Origin of the sequence: Marinobacter sp. M5B (assembly GCF_042604615.1) — a bacterium.
Taxonomy (GTDB): domain Bacteria; phylum Pseudomonadota; class Gammaproteobacteria; order Pseudomonadales; family Oleiphilaceae; genus Marinobacter; species Marinobacter salarius.
On record NZ_CP156894.1, the window covers coordinates 1,001,239 to 1,020,702 of the forward strand.

A 19,464-nucleotide genomic window follows, 5' to 3' on the forward strand; every position below is an offset into this window, starting at 1 on the left:
TTAATGACCACCGTCAAACTCGAAGAAGAGCTTCACTCCAATACTCGTAGAACCCGGATTACCTATCGGGGGCTGGTGGATGGCCGGGTGGCGGCGATCAAGTGTTACCGTAAGCCGCTTTTCGGGTTGGTTCATTGGATTCGTGCGTTGCGCCGTGGCAAGAAAATTCGGCGCGTGGGTGGGCCGGTACCGCCTATTGTATTTGCTGGCTGGCTGGCTTCTGAAAGGTGCTTTGGATACGGAACGGCTTTTCTGGAGGGGTATCGTCCGCTCCGAGCTGTCCTGTTGGGCGAGTCGTCCCGCGTCAGACAAGTCGAGATAATTCGTTTGTTGGGTATCACCATCGCCGATTTGCACAGGCGGGGAATCGAACAGCCGGATGGAAATTTGACAAATTTCCTGATGGGGGAGAGCGATACGATTTGCATGGTTGATGAGGATGACGTCCGAATATACTCACGCATGCTCCCACTCGGAGTAGCTGTATCCAATTTGGCCAACGTCGCGGCTCGTTTGCCAGATGAAGACTTGGTGGAGAGCCTGCTGATGGCATACCTCGATGTCGCCTTTGTAGGGAAAGGGTCCGAGTGGGATGACGGAGCTTTCTGGGCGGGTGTTAAGGGCTGGAGGGCCACACTGGAAGCCAAGCGGGCTAGTCGAAATATTCGACCCCGGCAGTTTGATTAAATCTATACGCAATTGACTATATCGGGTTTCCTGATGACTGGAGCATGAATGAAGCCGCCAGAAGGAGTTATGCAGCTACACAAAGCTGTTGATAATCCATTAATAATCTCTCCCCCGCCTTATCGGTGGCTCGTACTGCTGTTCGCAGTAGCTTTTTTGGCTACCCCATTGCTTTCGGTTGATTGGTTTGAATCAATCAAGATCCCGTTCTATCTATGCGGCGCCTTTGTCCTATTTCGTTATTCTGCTGTTGCCAGGTCATCCTACCCGGTTTGGCTGATGCTATTAGTTATAGTGCAAATGACATTCACGTGGGTTTCTTTGCTGATTGACCATCCGGAGATTGCCCGAAGTGGCCCTTCAATCGAGGACTATCTGGATAAGTTTGCTTTTCTGATCGTTGCAATTGCTCTTGGAGGGCGTACCAGTAATCTCACGGCATTGGTTTTCTTGATGGCCGCATTGATATTTATGATTCCTTGGGTTCTGGGGGATGGATTGGACGATTTCTTCCATGGTTTGAGTGGGGGGCGAGAAGGTCTTGGGCTTAACCCAATCAGGACAGCGTTGTATCTTTCTCTCGTCGTACTTGGGTTGCTTGCTTTTAGAAAACGTTTTTTTGGAATTCACTCCATTGTGTCTTTAGGGGCGTTGATTTGGGCAGCTCTATTCCTTCTGTGTATTGGCACACTTCTTATGACGCAAACGCGCGGGGTTTTGGCATGCCTGCTATTGGTCGTTTTCGTCTTTGGCTTACATGGCGCATTGAAGAAGCGAAGGGTTCTTCTGCGAAACAAGCGCTATACCGGAATAGCGCTGCTGTCATTTCTTCTAATTCTTTTTGTCGGCATTCAGACTGATCTGGCGGGTAAGAATTATGACAAGTTTGAGAGGGAGCTATCAACGGTCCAAACCATCTTCGAGGGTGACTTGGACTCTCTTCCGAATAGCAGTTGGGGGTTGCGAGCACAGTTCTGGCTAGTCGGCGCAAAGTGGATTTCTGAGCGCCCGTTTTCTGGCTGGGGCTACCGAGCTGGGCGGTATGTGTTAGGGCAGGAATCGAAGACCAATGAAAAGTTCAAAGACTATCGTCAGTTACATAATTCCTATCTTGAGTTGACTGTTCGCTATGGGGTCGGCGGGCTGGCTATCATTCTTTCTCTGTTTCTCTGGGTGCTATATCAATCTCACCAGGCATGCAAACGAGGGAATATGTCAAAAGAGCTTCGGAACTTCACCTTTACTTCCGTTGCCCTGTTTATGCTCGCAGCCAACTTCTATGGTCTGTTTTTCGACGACGTTTACGGTCTGCATATAATGACTCTCTTGTTGGGCGTTCCTGTTTCCTTTATCTATAAAGATCTCCAGGCAAAGAGGTCTGAGAGCATGCAAGCCTCATCTGTGGAACCCTGAAGGAAGGCGGATGTCATCTGACAATCCGCCTGTAGCCTTGGGCTAAGCACATCAAAGCTCCCAGTTTACGAGCTATACGGGAAAAGCGTCGTTTTACGAGGGCGACAGTTCGTCGGACACCAAAAGCTGACTTGTATCCCAACTGGGAGCGCTCTTGCTCAAGGTGGCTGCCGGAGAGTTCTTTGGGGTGCTCGAGTTGATCGACATAATATATGTGCGTTTCAGATCCACGAAAGAATGTTCCCCACGCATCGGCCAATCGTAAAGATCGTTTCTGAATGTCGAGAATTTGTTTTGCACTTACTGGAGTTACCACGTAACAACAGGTGCGAAATATATGGCTGTTGGAGTACGGCGGAAGACGAAATAGACCGTCGGTGCTCGTCGGCTTTCCGAAGACATATTTTCGTGCAGGCATTCCTTGCTGCCCACCGCAAATAAGCAATGATTCGGGCGGAAGCGTCGCGACCAACTCCATGATGGCGTCTATGTTGCCATCATTACCAATTACATCGTCCTCCAGAATCAGTGCCGCGTCAGCCCCCGAGCTAAGGAACGACTCCAGCGCGTGTACATGGCTTAAGCTGCACCCAACCTCTCCAGGAAGCATCAGACGATGACCTTGTGCCATCGGAGTGGCAATATATTCGAAGAATTCTTTTGCGCTGAGTTTTCTGCCGTCGACTGCGTTAATCCTTGTCATTCTAGGGAAATGACGGGGAAAGCGATCTTCGAGTGTTTTCCGCTTCGCTGAATCCTGATCCAAAGAAACCAGGTAAATTGGGTATGTTCCAGGCTTCATTCACTTGTCTCGAGTCAATGTCATAGATGTATTAGAAGTCGTACTTCAATAACCTGAAGTCAGGTTCGTAGAAATCACAGATGACGTCTTTAACTGTGCTATTCAGGAAGTACTCTTCGAAGTCTTTTTCTCGAGTACTCGTATTCTTGGTCCCGAGGTCCTTAGCGTCATGGATCATACTCGCGATGTATTGGTAATCCTTCTGGATATTTTCGTGGCGACCAACAAAATCAACTGCAATCTTGTTGTCAATGTAAAGAAAGTCGGCTTGCTTTTTGAAGTGGATGTGCCTCTGCATCTTTTCGTTTTTAGCAAACCCATTCAACACGAAGTCATCGAAATCTTTATACTTATCAATGGCCTCTCTCTTAAAAAGGAGGTCGTGGGAATTGTTCCCTCCGGTTCTTAGATATTCGTAGGCCGAAACGAAACGATCATAAGGGTTGCGTGTGAAGGTGAACTTGAACATCGAGTTGAAGTTCGCATTGCCATATATCTGTAGATATTTTTGGCAAGACACGTGCCCCAGTCCGGCTAATCGACCAAAAAGCCCCTGATTAATGGCGGTGCCTGCCGCCTTTGGTATATGTATGAATATCATGTTGTATTCATTGAATTTTTCAAGGCGATACGAGCGCTGAATTGCCTTGTGATACCGAAGTCTAAGAAGATGTTTGATCTGGGTTCTGGCTTTGGTTTTTGGTCGTGGCATGGCAGGTTCCGTTACTTTGGCGGTTCGCGACCCATGATCCCAGTCGTTGCGCAACAAAACAACATGGTTGGGTACAGAATTCGTGCCTGGCGGAATCTGAATCCATCGAGGAGTTCCGCTACAATCTGTTCCTTAACGTTCGACGCTTCAAGGTATATGACTAAACTATCGATCATTATCCCGACCCACAATCGCCCTGACATGCTCGCAAAGGCCATCGAGTCGGCGGTCGACCAGTCGCTTTCCGATCTGGAGGTAATTGTGGTTGATGATGGCAGCAGCGTGCCAGTTGACTACGAAGGCGAGGATGAGCGGGTTCGTGTGCATCGCCATTCAATCGCCCAGGGTGTATCTGCAGCCCGCAATGCTGGGCTGTCTCTGGCGAATGGGGAGTACATCGCTTTTCTGGACGATGATGACACCTTGCTTCCGGATTATGCTGGCAAAATGCTCGAGTTATTCGAACAATACGGTGACGAAATCGACTTTGCCTGGCCGGCTCTGCGCGTGTTGGATGTTTCCTCGGGTGACACCTCGGAGGCCCAGCAGCATTCTTGCCTTATCCGTCGTCACCACAAGGCCGATGAAGTCGCGTATGCCGCGACAGCATACACCCGTACGACGGGCATGATGTTCAGAGCAGAATCAATACGCCGAATTGGAGGTTTTGACGAATCCCTGACGGTTTCCGAAGATCGGGAGCTGGTTTTTCGAATGTTAAGTGAGGGGAGTGGTTGTGGTTCCGTTCAGGCTCCATTGGTGAACTTTTTCATTCACTCTGGCCCGCGCCTGAGTACCAGCGATAATCTACTCAAGCAGGCGAAGTGCGACACCCTGATTGCGGACCGGCATGCAGGTTTCATTGCCCAGCATCCCAAGTTGGCCTCCCGTTACCTGAATTTACTCGCGCGCAGGCAAAAAGATGCGGGTCTGATTGCTGACTACCGCTCGACGCTATTGCGGCTTCTGCGAATCAGTCCTTTGGATGTCAGAGCTCTTAAGAGGCTTATGCTATCGCTTTTCTTGTCGTCGAAAGCTGGCGGATCTTGATTCTGTTAGTTGGCTGTTTCATTCGGTGGCGCATTTCGATAATCAGGAAGTGCAGGTAGACCCTCGATATGAACAACCCCAAGCTGCGCAGGAATGCGGTCAATGCCTGCCGCGATCGCCATCGCTAAACGATGATTGCCTTTCCTGCCGAAGTAGGGCTTGCCGTCTGGACCAATGTTGACGAGTATCCCTCCCTCTTCCCGGAAGTTCCCAGGGATCAGCTCATCTCTGGGGCTCAGGCGCCCTGCTTGTCGCACGCTTTCGTATAGGGCATCAAGCTGCCGGTACCGGAGTTTAACGTCTTCAAGTGTCCTGAGGCGGTCTACCTTTCCGTGCTTCCGTATCTGATCCATCATTGCGTCGTAAATGCCCGTTTCTTCCCACGACAACCCGCCCCGCCAGTGGGCTACACACGCCTTTATGGCGACGGTTTGATCGACGCGCCCCAGCCCCCCGGTGGGCCAGGAACGGATGATTTGTCCGCTTTGTTTTGAGCTTCCCGCCTTGACGGCAAATTCAAGCTCGGAAATCGGCACCCACAGTTGTTCGGCAAACCTCGGCGCGTCTTCCCCATATAATGCCTTGTTCTGTCGATCCGTTTGCCACGCTCGGAGGCGGCTGTTCCAGTTCCTTCGTAGCTGCTCGAATCTGGATTTTTCGGTAATACCCATGCCGCCGTCTGCTCGCCTATGATGTAAACTACGGAGTTTACATCAGGTTTTGTCCCTCGTGGAATCTGGGGATTTGTCGTCAATTGAATGAGTGATTGTTGATTCATGGGAACAACGGAGCGAGCACACCAGACACGCCTCATCATCCTCGGCGCTGGCAAGCCGTTCAGCGGCGAACAGCATAGTGTGCTCCGGGGCACAACCGGTCGCAGGCGGGTACTGGACTGGGTATTGCACTCCATGCGCGCAGTAGAGCCCGACGTTCATTTCGTGGGCGGATACCAGCTGGATGAAATTGCCGAGCGTTATCCCGAGCTTCACTATTCGGTGAACCCTCATTGGCAATCCACCGGTGCGGCGGCGTCGTTGCTGGAAGCGCCACTGAATGATCGCGTCGTTCACTACGTGTCCTATTCCGACGTGCTGTTTCGGGATTCCGCGGTGCAATCTTTATCCTCCAGTGAGGCGGATATAGCCGTTTTGGTGGATAGCAATTGGCGTCACCGGTTTGAGGGGCGCTCTGAAGAGGATTTACAGCGATGTGAAAAAGTGAACGTGCACGGCGGCCGGATCACCCGTTTGGGGCGGGATATCCTTCCCGAACTGGCCGATGCCGAATTCGTTGGTCTGGTTCGGCTGCAGCCCAAGGTTGCGGGTTTTCTGGCGGGGCAGTCGGATTTTCCGGAAGCCATACGCAAGGGCAGCCTCACCCAGCTTCTTGAGCTGTTGCGGGTTCGTGGGTTCAGTGTGGCTGCGGTGGATGTGGCCGGTGGATGGGCAGAACTGAACGAGCCGAACGATCTCAGTCGGTTTATCCTGGGCACCAAGGCGCAGACGCTCCATCGTTTGCAGGGCGTGGTTACGAGAAGTCGTATTGAAGACCAGGTCAGCTTTACGGTTGCCGAATGGCAGGACTTGGACACAGAAGTACTCGCCCGGATCGGGGCGCGCCTATCGGAAACGGAAAAACTGGTTGTCCGCAGCAGTGCCTTGTCAGAGGACGGGTTCGGGGTATCCAACGCTGGCGCTTACACCAGTGTTCTCAATGTCAGTCGCCAGAGTGAAGGCGAGCTTAGAGCCGCCATTGAGAAGGTCATTGCCTCCTATCCCGATGGCCACCCCGACAATCAGGTTCTGGTGCAGCCGATGCTGGAACAGGTGATTGCCAGTGGTGTGGCGTTCACCAAAACCCTGTCCTCGGGGGCTCCGTATTATGTCGTGAATTACGACGATACTACGAATAGCACCGAGTCCATCACCAGCGGTGCCAGCCGGGATCACAAAACCCTCTTTGTTCATCGGGATGCTCCGGAGAAGCTGGTACGGGTGCCGGAGAACCTGGCGGGACTGATGCCAGCGCTGAGGGAAGTCGAGGACCTGTTGGATTTCGATTCTCTCGATATGGAATTCGCTATCACTGAGGGCGGACTGATCCATATCCTTCAGGTGCGCCCGATTGCGGTTCAGCACGAGCTCACTCAGAGTGATGCGGCAGAGAGCTTGCTGACGAACGCCGTGGATCGATTTCGGCAGTGGCAGGCTCCAGCGCCATTTGTTGTCGGCAAGCGTGCCTATTTCGGTGTGATGCCGGACTGGAACCCGGCTGAAATCATCGGCACCCGGCCGGGACGACTGGCATCCAGCCTGTATCGCTATCTGATCATGGACGACGTGTGGGCAGCCCAGAGAGCGGAATACGGTTATCGGGACGTTCGCCCCCAGCCGTTGCTCAGGATGTTTGCCGGGCACCCTTACGTGGATATTCGCGCCAGCTTCAACTCTTTCATTCCGCAATCCCTGGATGACGGCTTGGCAGGGCGGCTGGTGGACTTCTACATGGAGTGGTTACGTCGCCACCCGCATCTACACGACAAAGTTGAGTTTGATGTGGTGCCTACCTGCTACGCGCTGGATTTTGAGCGCTGGCGGGAACGTTTGATCCACGAGGGTGGTTTTAATGCCGATGAGGCAGATCGGCTTGGCGTGGGATTGAAAACCATCACTGCCTGCGCCATCGCTCGAACCGACGCGGATCTGCAAGTAATTGACCGCTTCGAAGAGCGGCTGGCGTGTTTCCGGAACACTGATGCCTCCAGTCTGGACGATGCACTGTCGCTGCTTGAAGAGTGTCGGCGATACGGAACCCTGGCGTTTGCCCATCTTGCCCGCAGTGCCTTTGTTGCGATCACATTGCTTCGGTCGGCCGTCGAAAAAGGTGTGTTGTCCCAGGGCGCCATGGATGCGTTCCTCAACTCTATCCGCACGGTTTCCCACCGGTTTACCGACGATGCTGCGAAGGTGGCTCGTCAAGAATTGTCCATGGCCGCCTTCACCCAACAATATGGGCACTTGCGGCCAGGTACCTACGACATAACCTCGCCCTGTTATGGCGATAACCCTGAGCATTTCCTGGTTCCGGTGATTGAGCGTTCAGCGTCGGAGTTGCACGCCGACTCGGGTTCCCATATCGCTCTGGACGCGTGGGAAAATGAGAGGCAGACGTTCGCGCAGGCGGTTTCAGATGCCGGTTTGCCCGGTGACATTGAGCAGCTTGAGCGTTTTATGCGTAATGCCATCGAGGGCCGTGAGTACGCCAAGTTTGTGTTTACCCGGCATCTTTCTCTGGCCCTGAATTGCCTGGCGGGTTACGGAGAGCGTCATGGGGTAACGCGGGAGCAGATGGCGTGTATTTCCGTTGAAGCCCTGTCCGCGTTGAGGTCAGGAACCGTGGCGGTGGCCGATGAGGCCTCCTGGCTGGCAGACCAGGCTACCGAAGGTTATGAGGCCAGCCGGGCAGCGGCTATGGTTGAATTACCCCCCTTGCTGCTGTCAGAAAGTGACTTTTACGCCTTCCTGTACACTGATAGCCACGCGAATTTCGTGGGTGCCGGGAAGATCTCCGCCGAGTGCGTCGATCTGCAAAAACGAGCCACTGACGAGCGGAGTAACCTGTCCGGCAAAATTGCCATGATTCCCCAGGCCGACCCCGGTTATGACTGGCTGTTTGGCCATGGCATTGCCGGGTTGGTTACCATGTATGGCGGTGCCAATTCCCACATGGCCATACGGGCCGCAGAGTTTGGACTACCTGCCGCCATTGGCGTAGGCGAGGGGAAGTATGAGGCATTGGCGAGGGCAACCGTGCTGGAACTGGACCCCGTCAACAAGCGAATTGAGGTCATCCGTTAAGATGCGCATTGGAATCAGTCAGCGCGTGGAAGTGGTTGCGTCTTATGGTGAGCACCGGGATTGCCTGGATCAGCAATGGTTCCGGTTTCTTGAGGCACAGGGGTTCACGCCCGTGCCCATTCCCAACTCGCTGTCCAATCTCAACGAATGGCTGGCATCGACGGGAATTGAGGGGCTGATCCTGTCGGGTGGCAATGATCTCACTCACCTGCCTGATGCCATCAACACGTCGGCAGAGCGAGATGAGACGGAACGAACCCTGCTTTCGCTTGCACGCGAGCGGGGGTGGCCAGTTATCGGAGTCTGTCGGGGACTGCAGATGATGAACGTCTGGCTGGGCGGGCAGCTTACCCCGGTCTCCGGTCATACCGCCGTGCGACACGCGGTGACACCAACTGAACAGACAAATAGCTGGTTTCGCCCCTACCAGGACGTCAACAGTTTCCATAACTGGGGGATTGCCCCGGAGGGTCTGGCGGCGGAACTCATCCCCCAGTTGCTGAGCCCGGAAGGCGATATCGAGGCGTATGTGCATCGTAGCCTGCCTTGGGCTGGCATCATGTGGCACCCGGAGCGGGAGGCGCCGTTCACTGAGCGCGACAAACAACTTTTCAACTGTATTTTCAGAGGTACCCCATGCAAACACTGATACTGGCCGCCGGGCAGGGCACCCGACTTCGCCCCTACACCAACGACCGCCCCAAATGCATGGTGGCGCTGGCGGGCAAGCCTCTGCTTCATCGTCAGATGGCGGCGATGGCAGCTTGCGGAGTGAGCAATGGCATTACCGTCATCGGCGGCTATCGGTCGGATGACCTGGACACTCTAGGCGGTGATCTCGTCCTCAATCCCGAGTACGCAACCACCAACATGGTCCGCACGCTCTTTTGCGCGCGCGAGAAGATGAAGCCCGGCGAGGATCTGCTGATCAGTTACGGGGATATCGTCTATGAGCCTACGGTTCTGAAAATCGTTCTGGACTGCGATGCGCCGGTTTGTCTGGCTGCGGACCGTAAGTGGAAGCGCCTGTGGCAATTAAGAATGGAGGAGCCGTTGGATGACGCGGAAACCTTCGTTATGAACGAATCCGGTTTTGTGACTGAGCTTGGCAAGAAGCCCAGTGATTACAGCCAGGTCCAGGCTCAATACATGGGGCTGATCAAGATCCGGGGCGATCAGGTGCAGGCGTTTCTCGATGTTTTCGATAGACTGGACCGTAGCGCCACCTACGATGGCAAGGACTTCGATAACATGTACATGACGAGCTTTATCCAGCACCTGATTGACACCGGCTGGCCGGTGAAGGCCTGCCTGGTGGACAACGGTTGGCTGGAAGTGGATACCGCGGATGAGCTGGAAGCCTATTCCTCGATGGCGGAAAAAGGTGAGTTGGCATCCTACTGCGCGTTATCGAACTGAGTTCTCAGGTCATATAGTCGGTCGACAAGGGGCTGGTGATCCTTGACCATGCCGCGGATTTGGTCCGTGTCTCCGATGCCGACATTGCGGATGGAGTAGGAAGGATTGAACGGCGCTGACGGCAGTTGCGCTTCCGGGAAATCCAGGAAGTCACAGACTCTCCGGGCTTCCGTTTTGTGGTCTTTCACGAAGCGTTCAAAGCTCACTGCAAGCATATAACTTTCGCCCAACTGCGCCTGAAGCGCCATCAGGCTTTCCATTTTTGCGGCGATGCCTTTGAGCACATAGGCAATGTCGTCGTTCTCGCTATCATTGAACGCGGGGTCGGATTTACGCTTGCCGATCTTGCCCTGGCGGACGACTTCGGCAAACTGGTCCACTGGATCTCGGTGAACCACGATCAGTTTGAAGGGGGTAAAGACAGCGGGCCAGGTCCCTTCGTGTTTGCCGACCCAGATCGGCTGGTTCCAGACGATGGCCTTTTCCCTAGCAGCGTACGCCTGGCCGACGGCGTGCATCCAATCGTTCCATATCCGGCTATCCGAGGGCGCACCGCCTTTGGCTAAATGTTTCCGATAGCGGCCAAGGTATTCAAGCTTCAACTGGTTGTGTCTCACCTGCTCCTTTGGAGCAAGCTTGGCCTGGTCTGCGCCTCGCGCTTTTTTAAGCTGTGCTGCAGGCAGTTTGCCCATGGCGGTTTCGAACCACATCATCCTGGCAAGCCATTTTGCCTTGAAGGGTGAGTCCGCCTCCAGAAGGCTGCCGATTCGTCCACTCCGTTTGAAGTCGGTAAATTCACCCCGGGGCACGACGCAGTCCGGGTGTCCCTTGAGGTAATCCACTACAGCACCGGAACCGGACCAATAAATGCCCGCTACCAGAATATTGAGAGGTTGGGCGTGCTCAGTCATGTTGGCTTTGCTTTTCCGGGGATTCGAGAAAGTCGCTCACCACCACCCGGCTGCGGAAAGGCGCAAGCCACTCCGGTTTCACGGTGACCGGTAGGCGGTTAACCACGGTTGCGAGCCCGCTTGCCAGACCATCCACGGTGCGTGGCGTCAGGAAATCCTCCAATTCGCCACGGAACACATCCCGTACGCCACCGCGGCTCTCTACAGCCATGATCGGCGTGTTGCAGGCCAGGGCCTCGGTCAATACGATGCCCAGGCCCTCATATTCTGAGGCCAGCACAAACAGTTCCGCCTGCTTCATCCAGGGGTAGGGGTTTCTGCGTTTGCCCGCGAAGAAGACGCGGTCAGCGATGCCTAGGGCCTTCGCTTTCTCCTCCAAATCGTTTTTCAACGGACCCTCGCCTACAATGACCAGCTTGTGAGCGATTCCTGATTGCTTGTAGGCTTCCAGCAGCAAGGCGTGGCCTTTCTGAGGCACGAGCCGAGCGACATTGAGGATATAGGGCTCCGCTGGAATGTCCGGGTCGGCCTCTTGCGCCAACGCGTTAATCTGCTCCACCGGGCAGGGGTTGGTGATCACCCGCTGGCTTTTCGGTTCAATCTCCCCCTTTTTGAACGCCTCCTGAGCGGAGTCCAGCACACCAGAGGAAACGCAAGCCAGGTGTCGGTTATTGAAGACCAGTTGCCATTCCAGCTTTTTCTGCCACAGAGGGCGATCATAATGAATAACGTTTTCGAGCACGTACACATTGCGGTCATCCCGGAACGACCAGAAATACTTGAAGGTACCCAGGCCTCGGAAAACAATGCGGTCGAAACGCCCGAAGCGCTTTTCCAGGCCGCGAATGTGTCTCTTCAGCAGCCACCCGCTTAGCCAGCCAACCCACATAAAGTGGGATTTCGGCAACAGTACACCCAGTAGAAGGCGGGATAACAGGAAAACTGGAATACCGATAACCGATTTCATCAACGCCTGGAACTGATCGAAGTGATGCAGGTGAACGGCAGAATTGGCAGGGCTGAGATCATTGGGGCGATTGCGGCAGGACAGCAGGTGACTCTCGTGGCCCTCGTCCGCAAAGGCATCCGCCAGGTTAACGGCCACCCGTTCCATGCCGCCCATTTTCAGGCTGTGGATCACAACCAGGGTTCTCATGCTTCCTTGCTCGGTCATGCAGTGCGGCTCTTCTCAATGCCGTTTTCGGCCCAGAAGGTGCGGTTGTCCTTAACGGCCTTGCGGATAGCCCGGTTCTTTGCCCAGATTTCCGGCTTGGAGTAACCGCGGGCATGGTCCAGATGCAGGCACACGGTGCTGTAGCGAATCTGCCGGGATTTGTGACCAAAGTTCCAGAGGCGCTCGCCAAGTTCGCGGTCCAGGCCACCGTATTGCATGTCTTCGTTGAAGCCATTAACGGCAATCAGGTCTTTGGTCCAGGTGGAGCTGTTCATGCCATTCCAACTGGCGGCTGCCGGCGTGATGGCATTCAGGAATGTCTTCTTCAGGGATGAGCTGGACAGCTTCCAGAGCTTGTGGTTCTTCGGTTGGCCCTTACTGACCAGCCACTGGGGGTCAAAGATGACACCGCTGCGGATATCGTCGTCGGAAATCGCTTCTGAAACCGGCATGGTGAGTTTGATGTATCCGCCGGACAGGAAAACTCCTGGTTCGGCCAGCCGTTGATGGGTGGCGATGAAGTCCGGTTCCGGGATGCAGTCGCCGTCCGTGAAGATCAGATAGTCGCAGTCGGTTTCCCGGATGGCCTTGTTGAGGATCTGGCACTTGCGAAAGCCGTCGTCCTCGTGCCACACGTGGTCGATCTGCAGGATACCGCGCTCGCGGAACCGGTCGATGAGGTCGCGGGTCTCGTTGGTTGACCCGTCATCAGCAATGATCACCCGAAAGTCCGGCTGGCTCTGGTTTTCATAGCCCGTCAGAACCTTGCTCAGCCATAGTGGGGAATTGTAGGTAGTGATGACTACGCCAATGCGTTCTGGTGACATGGATCCGGCCCGGCCTTTATTCAGGTAAAACAAGACAGTCTTGGAGACTGCTTCGGTACGCGGATTATACAGTTTTAGTACTCCGCGGGCACCGGCTGTGTGAGGGGGGAATTACTTACACACTCTACCGGGCCGGTAAGGGTGGGGGAGGCCGGGTGGTCGATGGCGAAAGCGTTTGTATTCCCACTGGTATTGTTCCGGCACTTCCCGTACCACATCTTCAATGGATTTGTTCAGGGCAGTTGTGGCGGTCACCGGGTCCGGGTCGGCAATGCCAGGCTCGCACTCGCGAATCACCAGCCGGAAACCTTCGCCGTCTTTCAGGCGTTCGGAGTAGGTGACCAGGGGTTTGGCGCCGGACTTCTGCAACAACTTCGAGACCAGGGTCATGGTGCGCACTTCCATGCCGAAGAAGGGGGCATACGCGTTGCCTTTGCCCCTTGGACTCTGGTCCGGGAGGATACCGGCGACCTCACCTTCCCGCAGCAGGGTGATCAGTCTTGCCAGCCCGCGACGGTCACCTCGAACCAGCTCCGAGCCCATGCGCCCGCGAACCTGGATCATGTAATCCTCGAATTCCCGGATATGGGGCGGGCTGTAGAGGGCTGCCATGCGGTACCGTGAGGAAAAGTAAAGCCCGGTGAGCTCCCAGTTGCCGAGATGCGGTGCCAGCAGCAACAGCCCCCGGCCGTCCTTTTTTGCCTCTGCGAGCAGTTCTTCGCCTTCGATCTCGCGGATCAGGCCCAGGCAGCGTTCCACTGGCCACTCCCACATCAGGGGGATTTCCATCATGGTCTGGCCGGTGTGCCGCAGGCTGGAGCGCACCATTCGATCATGCTGGTCGTCCGTCAGCTCCGGCAGGCAGATTTTCAGGTTGATGTCGGTAACCTTACGGTACTGGGATCTGGACATCCAGCTGATCATGCCAAGGAAGCGCCCGATAAGCTGGGCGCCACGCAGGGGGAGTTTACCGGCAAGCCGGAGAGCGATAATCAGAAACGTTGCTTTGGAAAACGCCATAATCCAGAGGACTATCAACAGGAAACAGGATGAGCGGAAGCTACCACCATCCGGCGTGGGCGGCAAGGTTGATGAATGTCACCGCTGGCCATTACAGCCTCTGTGAGGCTTCCCAGCTGGTGCTTCGGTCGCCGGTTTCCCAGCCAATTCTCAGGTAAAAGCGCCGGATACGGCGGCTAATGTATCGCTTTCGCCAAGCGGAGAGGGTGGCCAATTTGTCGGGGATGGTGGGGGCGCCGAGCCCGTCAACCAGAAACAGCTCCGGTTGTCCGCCCCTGTCGGCGATCACCAAGTTGTGGGGCAGCAGGTTCCGGGTGAGGATTCCGGTTTCGAGTAACCAGTTGCAGAAGCGGTCTGCAGCGTCCCGAATCGGTTGATCAAACCCCCGGTGTTTCAGGTAGTGTTCGAGCGTTTCGCCCGGTAGGCCGTGGTCATCGAAGAGGAGCTCACTCATGTTTGCCAGGCCGAGCGAGGTTTCCACCGCGCCATGAAATTGCGGCAGGTGCGCCCAGACCAGTTCGTCGTGGCCATCGTTGATCAGCGCCCGGATGGCTTGCTGTTGATGCGCCCGGAGTTCCTGGCGGTTGTCATCAATCCTCGCTCTGCCGAGCATTTTCTTTGGCCAGGACTGGCGCTGGAAACGCACTTCGATGTTTTCAGGCCGCAGTACTTTGAGACACAATGCCGGATCATCCGGATGCCGGTAGCAGTGTCGGTTGTAGCCAGAGGCGAATGGCTCAATGCCTGACAGGTCAATCATGGATCGTATCCGAATCTCGTTTTATTGCCTTGTGCAACGGAAGCCTCGGGAAGCCACGTTATGAACGGTTGTATTGCCTACGGTGATTGTAATACCGAGGGCCTGAAAGACTATCATGAACCGGTCTGGCCGCAGATCGTTGCGAAGCAATTGGGCCTTTCGCTCACCAATTGTGGTCATACCATGAGCACAACCCGTGAGCTGCTTCAGTATGCTGAGGCCTTCCCGCCCAGGAATTATCAATTGGTGTTTATTCAGTATGGGCTCGTTGATTCCTGGCTCACCTTTCGTGGTGCGCCCTACGTGCTTTATTACCCGGACAGCCCCCGCAGGAAGCTTGCCCGGAAGCTCGTCAAAAAGCTGAAGAAATGGGCCCGGCGTCTCCACCTGCAGGATCGTTGGGGCGCGGTGGAGCAGGTGCCGCTGGACGAGTATCTGGGCAATATTGAGCGTGTGTTGCGCTCGGCCCCCGACACCCTGTTCGCGTTGGTGTCCACGCCGCCGAACCTCGACGAACCCCGGAACCCGCGCATTGAGCGCTACAATGAGGGCCTGCGAGAGTTAGCCGAACGTGAGCCAAATGCGTTTCTTGCTGATGCCTACCGCCCATTATGGCAGCAGAAAGCCGAGTCCTTGATGGCAGATGGAACTCACCTTACCGAAACAGGGCATCGACTCCTGGCGGATACGGTGATTAGTGCGCTGTCGACATACTGGTCAACAGGTCCCGATAGAAAGCCTCCGTCTTCGATACCATCGCCTCAAGGCTGAGTTGCTCCCGGGCCCACAGGAAACTGCTGTTTTGGGAATCCCTCATAACCATCGGGTTGCGGAGATTGGTGCGAACCAGTGTGGCGATATCCTCAACGCGGTCAGACGCGGCAATACTCTGTTCAGGCAGGAATTCCCCCACTCCGCTGACTGGCGTTGACAGTACCGGGCAACCCGCCATCAGCGCTTCCACCATGATATAAGGAAAACCTTCGCGGCTGGAGCTGATGATGCAGGCGGTGGCGGCCTGGAGCCAGGGCTTCATATGGAGCTCATGGCCTGGAAGCAGTACGTGGTCTGAGACGTCCAGCTCCTGAATCAGGGTACCTAGTTGAGCACGCTGGCTACCATCACCCAGGATAACCAGACTGCCACCGCAGTCGGCCCTGGCCCAGGCGCGAATCAGCCGGTCGAACTGTTTGACTGGTTCCAGACGGCCTGCGGCTAACAGGAGAGGGCGATCTGCAGGAATTTCGAAGGTCGGGGCCTCCATCTTTTCTTCGCCGGAGGTGTCCACAGGCGGTAAGCCATTGTGGATCAGCCGAGCATTGGCGTGGGCAATGGTGTCGGTAATATCACGGCTGACACCAATCACGCCATCTAGCCGCTCAAATCCCTTATGGGAGCGCTTGGTGCCATGAAGCGTACCCACTGTTGCACTGTTCAGATGACGGACTGAACTGACCAGGTTAGCGGCCTTGTTGCCCTGGGCATGAACGATATCCGGGTGGATGGAGCGAAGCTGTCGCCGCAGGCGGTAGTGCAGCCAGGGGTTGCGTCGGCCGAGCTGCACGGGCAGTGGATGGAAACAAACCGGCGAGGCGAAGCGTTCGCTGTAGTGGCTGTGTGCCAGAACGTGAACGGTGTGGCCTCTTGTCGAGAGGGCGTTCGCGAGGTCGGCTGTGTGCGTTTCCATACCGCCCCAGCCTGTGCCGGGTGTGGCGATGATCAGCGCGATTGTCAGCGGGCCTTGCGCATTCATTGGTGCGCAGGCCTCCGCGCAAGAAGGTTCTCATAGACCTTCAGCGTAGTTTCGGTCTGTGCTTCCAGTTGGAATCGCCACGGTATCTCTATCTCAGGTCGGGGATTGTCGAGGAGGGCGAGCGCGGTCTGGGCAAACGCTTCTATATTGTCTGGCGGTACCAATCCGTCGGAGAAACAAGCGCGCAGTGTTTCGGCTGCGCCACCTCGGTCAAAGGCGGCCACCGGTGTGCCGGAGGCCAGGGCTTCGGTAACGGTGCGACCGAAAGGTTCTGGTTTCGTGGACATGTGGCAGACCACGTCCGCCAGAAGGTAGAGGGTGGTCATATCGTTGCGCTGGCCGAGGAAACTCACCTTGTCGGTCAGGTTCAGGCGGGCACGTTCCTTTTCCAGCTCCTCCAGAAACTGCTCCTTGCCAGGTTCAGCGCCGCCGACAATGATGCCGTGGCAGTCCGGTCGTTTTTGCACCAGCTGCGCCATCATGGCCAGGAAGTCCAGTTGGCCTTTCCAGCGGGAAATGCGCCCGGGCATCATGATGATCTTTTTCTGGGCCAATTGTGGGTACTGCCGGAACCAGCGGTCCAGCCATTGTGGGCTGAGCTCCCGTTGTCGAAAAGCACTCACGTCCACGCCCCGTTGGATGACGGTCAGTTTTTCTTCCGGCACCGGGTATTTGTTCAGCACATAATCCCGAACACAACCGGACACGGCGATGATGTGATCAGCCCGGGTCATGATGGCGCTGTAGGGGGTCACGGAATACATGCCGTGAAAGGTTGAGACGACGGCCGGGCGCTGGTTGGCTGGAATGGTCTTCAGAGCCAGGAAGATGATCCAGGCGGGCATACGGGAGCGGACATGTATGATGTCCGGTTTCAGCTCCAGAAGCAGCTTGCGCATGGGCAGGATTTGTCCGAATGACGCCGGGTTCTTCCGGTGTATTGGCATGAAAATGTGTTCCGAGCCTTGCCCACGAAGCTGCTCCGCCATGGGGCCGCCTTTCGAAACCACATAGGACTCGTGCCCACGTTTCACCAGGTCGGCGGCGAACTCCACGGTGCCTCGTTCCACCCCGCCACTGTATAGCGCGGGTAACGCCTGCAGAATCCTCAACGTTTGCCTCCCCTTAAAAAGTGTTCAATCAGCCACCTTGCGGCCCTATCAGCCTCCCAAAGCTCCTGCGATCCGCGCAATTTTCCAGCCATAACCGAGGCATGGTCACTCCAGTGCGCAACGTACCCTTTCTCTACCAGGCTGGCCATGCCCCGGGCGACCCGGCTGTTATTCTTGGGCGCGAGCTCAAACAGACCCGTAGGCACGCCGGAGGTGGCAGCTTCGCAGGCCATGGAGGCGCTGTCTGGTGTGACCCACACCGCGCGGGAGGCGGCGAGTTGGTGGGGAAGCCAGCTGGCGTGCGTTCGCTTGGAATCCACGACCGTGACCTTCGGGCCTGCCAGGTCGTTCAGTTGCATCAACAGGTTTTCGGGCGTACGGCGAGAGCCGCTGATCGTCCAGCGCCATTCCGGGTAGCGACCCATTAGCTGGGATAACTGTCCGAGAATAACGTCGTCATCCCAGTCGAAATGGGGTGAGGGGCCGCCTACGAGAACAAGGCCTTCGGGTTTGTCGGTAATTCTGGCCAGGGGCGTGATTGCGTTTATGACACCTTCGGTGGCAAGGACATGTCTGGCTGGGGGGACCTTATCGTGTTCTGGAATGATGGCCGCATCGACCCAGCTGAGAGGGAAGCCCGGTTTCATTAAAACCACGGTTTTTACCTTTCGGAGCCGCCGCAGGGATAACAACAGGCGATGAGTACCGCTGCCGGCTGCGATAATCAGGTTTGGTCTTCCCAGGGCTTTATCCATGGCCGGCGCAACGCCAAGCAGCGCCCGCCACAAGGGCGGGGGCGCTTCGGTCGCATCAATTTCACTCACGCTGGCACCAGCCAGCACCCGAAGCCGGTTGCCCAACCCTTTCAGCTGGTTGTGATGGCCAGGCTTATTATCGGTCAGTAGCCAGACAACCGGGGCGGGTGAACCCGTGTGGGAGCGCATTCAGTTTGCGTCCTTGCTGTACAGGTTGGGATCTTCCCTGGAAGGACGGGTCTTGAAGCGGCGATGCATCCAGAGGTACTGGTCCGGGTGTTTTCGGATTTCGTTTTCGATGGTTTTGTTTACCAATGTGGCGTCCGCCATGTCATCTCCGGAAGGAAAGTTCTCCAGTGGAGGATGGAAGTAGATATCGTACCCTGGAGCGTGTTCCCGTCGGAAATGGCTGAACGGCACCACGGCACAGCCGCTACGGTCGGCTATGCGCGAGGTGGCGGTGATGGACCCCGCAGGCACTCCGAAAAATGGGGCAAAAACGATGCCTTTGCGGCCGTAGTCCTGATCTGTGGCGTACCAGACGATACGGTTGTTTTTGAGCTGTTTGAGCAGGCCGCGCAGGTTCCGGCTGTCCAGTGCCACCCCATAACGACGTTCCCTGGCGCGGGTCATCACCGCGTTCATCAATGGGTTGTTATGGTCGCGCTGCATCACGTCGGCCTCAATGTATTCGGTGACCAGGGCGCCCCCCAAGTCAAGGGTGCTGTAGTGACCGCCCAGCAACAGGATGCCCTTGCCTCTGGCAAGCGCAGCGTCGACATGTTCAAGGCCGTGGACTTCTGTAATGGGCATGAAGCTGGTGGGACTGCGGAACCAGGCCAGCCCAATCTCCATGACACCGATGCCGTTGGCGCGGAATGACGCCTTCACCAGTGTCTGCTTTTCCGTTTCGGATAACTCTGGAAAGCACAGGCGAATATTCACATCGGTGATTTGCTTGCGATGGCCGGCAAAGCGATAGGCGATGTCACCAATCCGTTTTCCCAGCCACCATTGTAACTTCAGTGGCAATTGGGCACCCAGCCACATGGCAGCGACCCCGATCCAGGTTGGCCACCAGCGCGGATGTAGGTAGCTGGTATAGCGGGTGTCGCGAGTTCTCTGTTTAGCGGTCTTCACTCGTGTCAGTCCCTGATGATTTTTAACGGCAAGAACCGGAGTTTAGCAGGGCCATTATCTCCGGCTAAA

19 protein-coding genes are annotated in these 19,464 nt (G+C 55.9%); 7 read left to right on the top strand and 12 right to left on the bottom strand.

The window, feature by feature from the left end:
* The first annotated feature begins 3 nt into the window (after nucleotides 1–3).
* Nucleotides 4–687, top strand: a complete 684-nt coding sequence (locus AAGD24_RS04560; protein WP_085681628.1) for a hypothetical protein — start codon at nucleotides 4–6, stop codon at nucleotides 685–687.
* A 48-nt stretch (nucleotides 688–735) separates the two neighbouring features.
* On the top strand, nucleotides 736–2,100 hold the full coding sequence (locus AAGD24_RS04565) for an O-antigen ligase family protein (protein WP_379866689.1): 1,365 nt from the start codon (nucleotides 736–738) through the stop codon (nucleotides 2,098–2,100).
* 13 nt (nucleotides 2,101–2,113) lie between these two features.
* Here the strand turns inward: AAGD24_RS04565 and AAGD24_RS04570 are convergent, their stop codons facing one another.
* Both AAGD24_RS04570 and AAGD24_RS04575 read right to left on the bottom strand, forming a co-directional pair.
* Nucleotides 2,114–2,902 carry a glycosyltransferase family 25 protein gene (locus AAGD24_RS04570; RefSeq protein WP_379866691.1) on the bottom strand — a complete coding sequence of 263 codons (789 nt, stop codon included), beginning with the start codon at nucleotides 2,900–2,902 and terminating at the stop codon, nucleotides 2,114–2,116.
* 31 nt (nucleotides 2,903–2,933) lie between these two features.
* Nucleotides 2,934–3,614, bottom strand: coding sequence for a sulfotransferase family 2 domain-containing protein (locus AAGD24_RS04575; protein WP_085681625.1), 681 nt, complete (start codon nucleotides 3,612–3,614; stop codon nucleotides 2,934–2,936).
* Between the two features lie 156 nt (nucleotides 3,615–3,770).
* Between AAGD24_RS04575 and AAGD24_RS04580 the strand changes: the two genes are divergently transcribed.
* On the top strand, nucleotides 3,771–4,664 hold the full coding sequence (locus tag AAGD24_RS04580) for a glycosyltransferase family A protein (protein WP_228210941.1): 894 nt from the start codon (nucleotides 3,771–3,773) through the stop codon (nucleotides 4,662–4,664).
* Between the two features lie 5 nt (nucleotides 4,665–4,669).
* Here AAGD24_RS04580 and AAGD24_RS04585 read toward each other — a convergent pair whose 3' ends face one another.
* Entirely contained in the window at nucleotides 4,670–5,335 is a 666-nt protein-coding gene (locus AAGD24_RS04585; RefSeq protein ID WP_228210940.1) for a hypothetical protein, read from the bottom strand.
* Nucleotides 5,336–5,440: 105 nt separating this feature from the next.
* On the opposite strand from AAGD24_RS04585, the gene AAGD24_RS04590 reads away from it, so the two are divergent.
* The 3 genes from AAGD24_RS04590 to AAGD24_RS04600 are packed head-to-tail and all read left to right on the top strand — an operon-like array spanning nucleotide 5,441 to nucleotide 9,943.
* A complete protein-coding gene (locus AAGD24_RS04590; RefSeq protein ID WP_228210939.1) occupies nucleotides 5,441–8,524 on the top strand; it encodes a PEP/pyruvate-binding domain-containing protein in 3,084 nt (1,027 codons plus the stop codon).
* Between the two features lies 1 nt (nucleotide 8,525).
* Complete coding sequence (locus AAGD24_RS04595) at nucleotides 8,526–9,173, top strand: gamma-glutamyl-gamma-aminobutyrate hydrolase family protein (RefSeq protein ID WP_228210938.1); 648 nt, start codon at nucleotides 8,526–8,528, stop codon at nucleotides 9,171–9,173.
* Entirely contained in the window at nucleotides 9,161–9,943 is a 783-nt protein-coding gene (locus tag AAGD24_RS04600; protein WP_136634101.1) for an NTP transferase domain-containing protein, read from the top strand. The genes AAGD24_RS04595 and AAGD24_RS04600 overlap by 13 nt, the downstream gene beginning before the upstream one ends.
* Here AAGD24_RS04600 and AAGD24_RS04605 read toward each other — a convergent pair.
* The 5 genes from AAGD24_RS04605 to AAGD24_RS04625 form a co-directional block, all read right to left on the bottom strand.
* Complete coding sequence (locus AAGD24_RS04605) at nucleotides 9,922–10,854, bottom strand: sulfotransferase family protein (RefSeq protein WP_379866694.1); 933 nt, start codon at nucleotides 10,852–10,854, stop codon at nucleotides 9,922–9,924. The genes AAGD24_RS04600 and AAGD24_RS04605 overlap by 22 nt on opposite strands.
* Nucleotides 10,847–12,028: a glycosyltransferase gene (locus AAGD24_RS04610; protein ID WP_136634099.1), complete on the bottom strand. Its 1,182-nt coding sequence runs from the start codon at nucleotides 12,026–12,028 to the stop codon at nucleotides 10,847–10,849. Before AAGD24_RS04610 ends, AAGD24_RS04605 begins: the two co-directional genes overlap by 8 nt.
* Nucleotides 12,025–12,855: a glycosyltransferase family 2 protein gene (locus tag AAGD24_RS04615; RefSeq protein WP_085681618.1), complete on the bottom strand. Its 831-nt coding sequence runs from the start codon at nucleotides 12,853–12,855 to the stop codon at nucleotides 12,025–12,027. The genes AAGD24_RS04610 and AAGD24_RS04615 overlap by 4 nt, the downstream gene beginning before the upstream one ends.
* Nucleotides 12,856–12,966: 111 nt before the next feature.
* The gene (locus AAGD24_RS04620; RefSeq protein WP_379866695.1) at nucleotides 12,967–13,875 is read right to left on the bottom strand and encodes a lysophospholipid acyltransferase family protein; all 909 of its coding nucleotides are present in this window, start codon (nucleotides 13,873–13,875) and stop codon (nucleotides 12,967–12,969) included.
* Between the two features lie 91 nt (nucleotides 13,876–13,966).
* On the bottom strand, nucleotides 13,967–14,635 hold the full coding sequence (locus AAGD24_RS04625; RefSeq protein WP_136634097.1) for a YrbL family protein: 669 nt from the start codon (nucleotides 14,633–14,635) through the stop codon (nucleotides 13,967–13,969).
* A gap of 60 nt (nucleotides 14,636–14,695) precedes the next feature.
* Between AAGD24_RS04625 and AAGD24_RS04630 the strand changes: the two genes are divergently transcribed.
* Nucleotides 14,696–15,406: an SGNH/GDSL hydrolase family protein gene (locus AAGD24_RS04630; protein WP_136634096.1), complete on the top strand. Its 711-nt coding sequence runs from the start codon at nucleotides 14,696–14,698 to the stop codon at nucleotides 15,404–15,406.
* Here AAGD24_RS04630 and AAGD24_RS04635 read toward each other — a convergent pair.
* The 4 genes from AAGD24_RS04635 to lpxL are packed head-to-tail and all read right to left on the bottom strand — an operon-like array spanning nucleotide 15,330 to nucleotide 19,395.
* Nucleotides 15,330–16,388 carry a glycosyltransferase gene (locus AAGD24_RS04635; protein ID WP_136634095.1) on the bottom strand — a complete coding sequence of 353 codons (1,059 nt, stop codon included), beginning with the start codon at nucleotides 16,386–16,388 and terminating at the stop codon, nucleotides 15,330–15,332. The genes AAGD24_RS04630 and AAGD24_RS04635 overlap by 77 nt on opposite strands.
* Nucleotides 16,385–17,500: a glycosyltransferase family 4 protein gene (locus AAGD24_RS04640; RefSeq protein ID WP_136634094.1), complete on the bottom strand. Its 1,116-nt coding sequence runs from the start codon at nucleotides 17,498–17,500 to the stop codon at nucleotides 16,385–16,387. Before AAGD24_RS04640 ends, AAGD24_RS04635 begins: the two co-directional genes overlap by 4 nt.
* Nucleotides 17,497–18,444 (bottom strand): mitochondrial fission ELM1 family protein, encoded by a 948-nt coding sequence (locus AAGD24_RS04645; protein ID WP_085681612.1) that lies wholly within the window; start codon nucleotides 18,442–18,444, stop codon nucleotides 17,497–17,499. The genes AAGD24_RS04640 and AAGD24_RS04645 overlap by 4 nt, the downstream gene beginning before the upstream one ends.
* Nucleotides 18,445–19,395: an LpxL/LpxP family Kdo(2)-lipid IV(A) lauroyl/palmitoleoyl acyltransferase gene (gene lpxL / locus AAGD24_RS04650; RefSeq protein WP_085681611.1), complete on the bottom strand. Its 951-nt coding sequence runs from the start codon at nucleotides 19,393–19,395 to the stop codon at nucleotides 18,445–18,447.
* Between the last annotated feature and the right edge of the window lie 69 nt (nucleotides 19,396–19,464).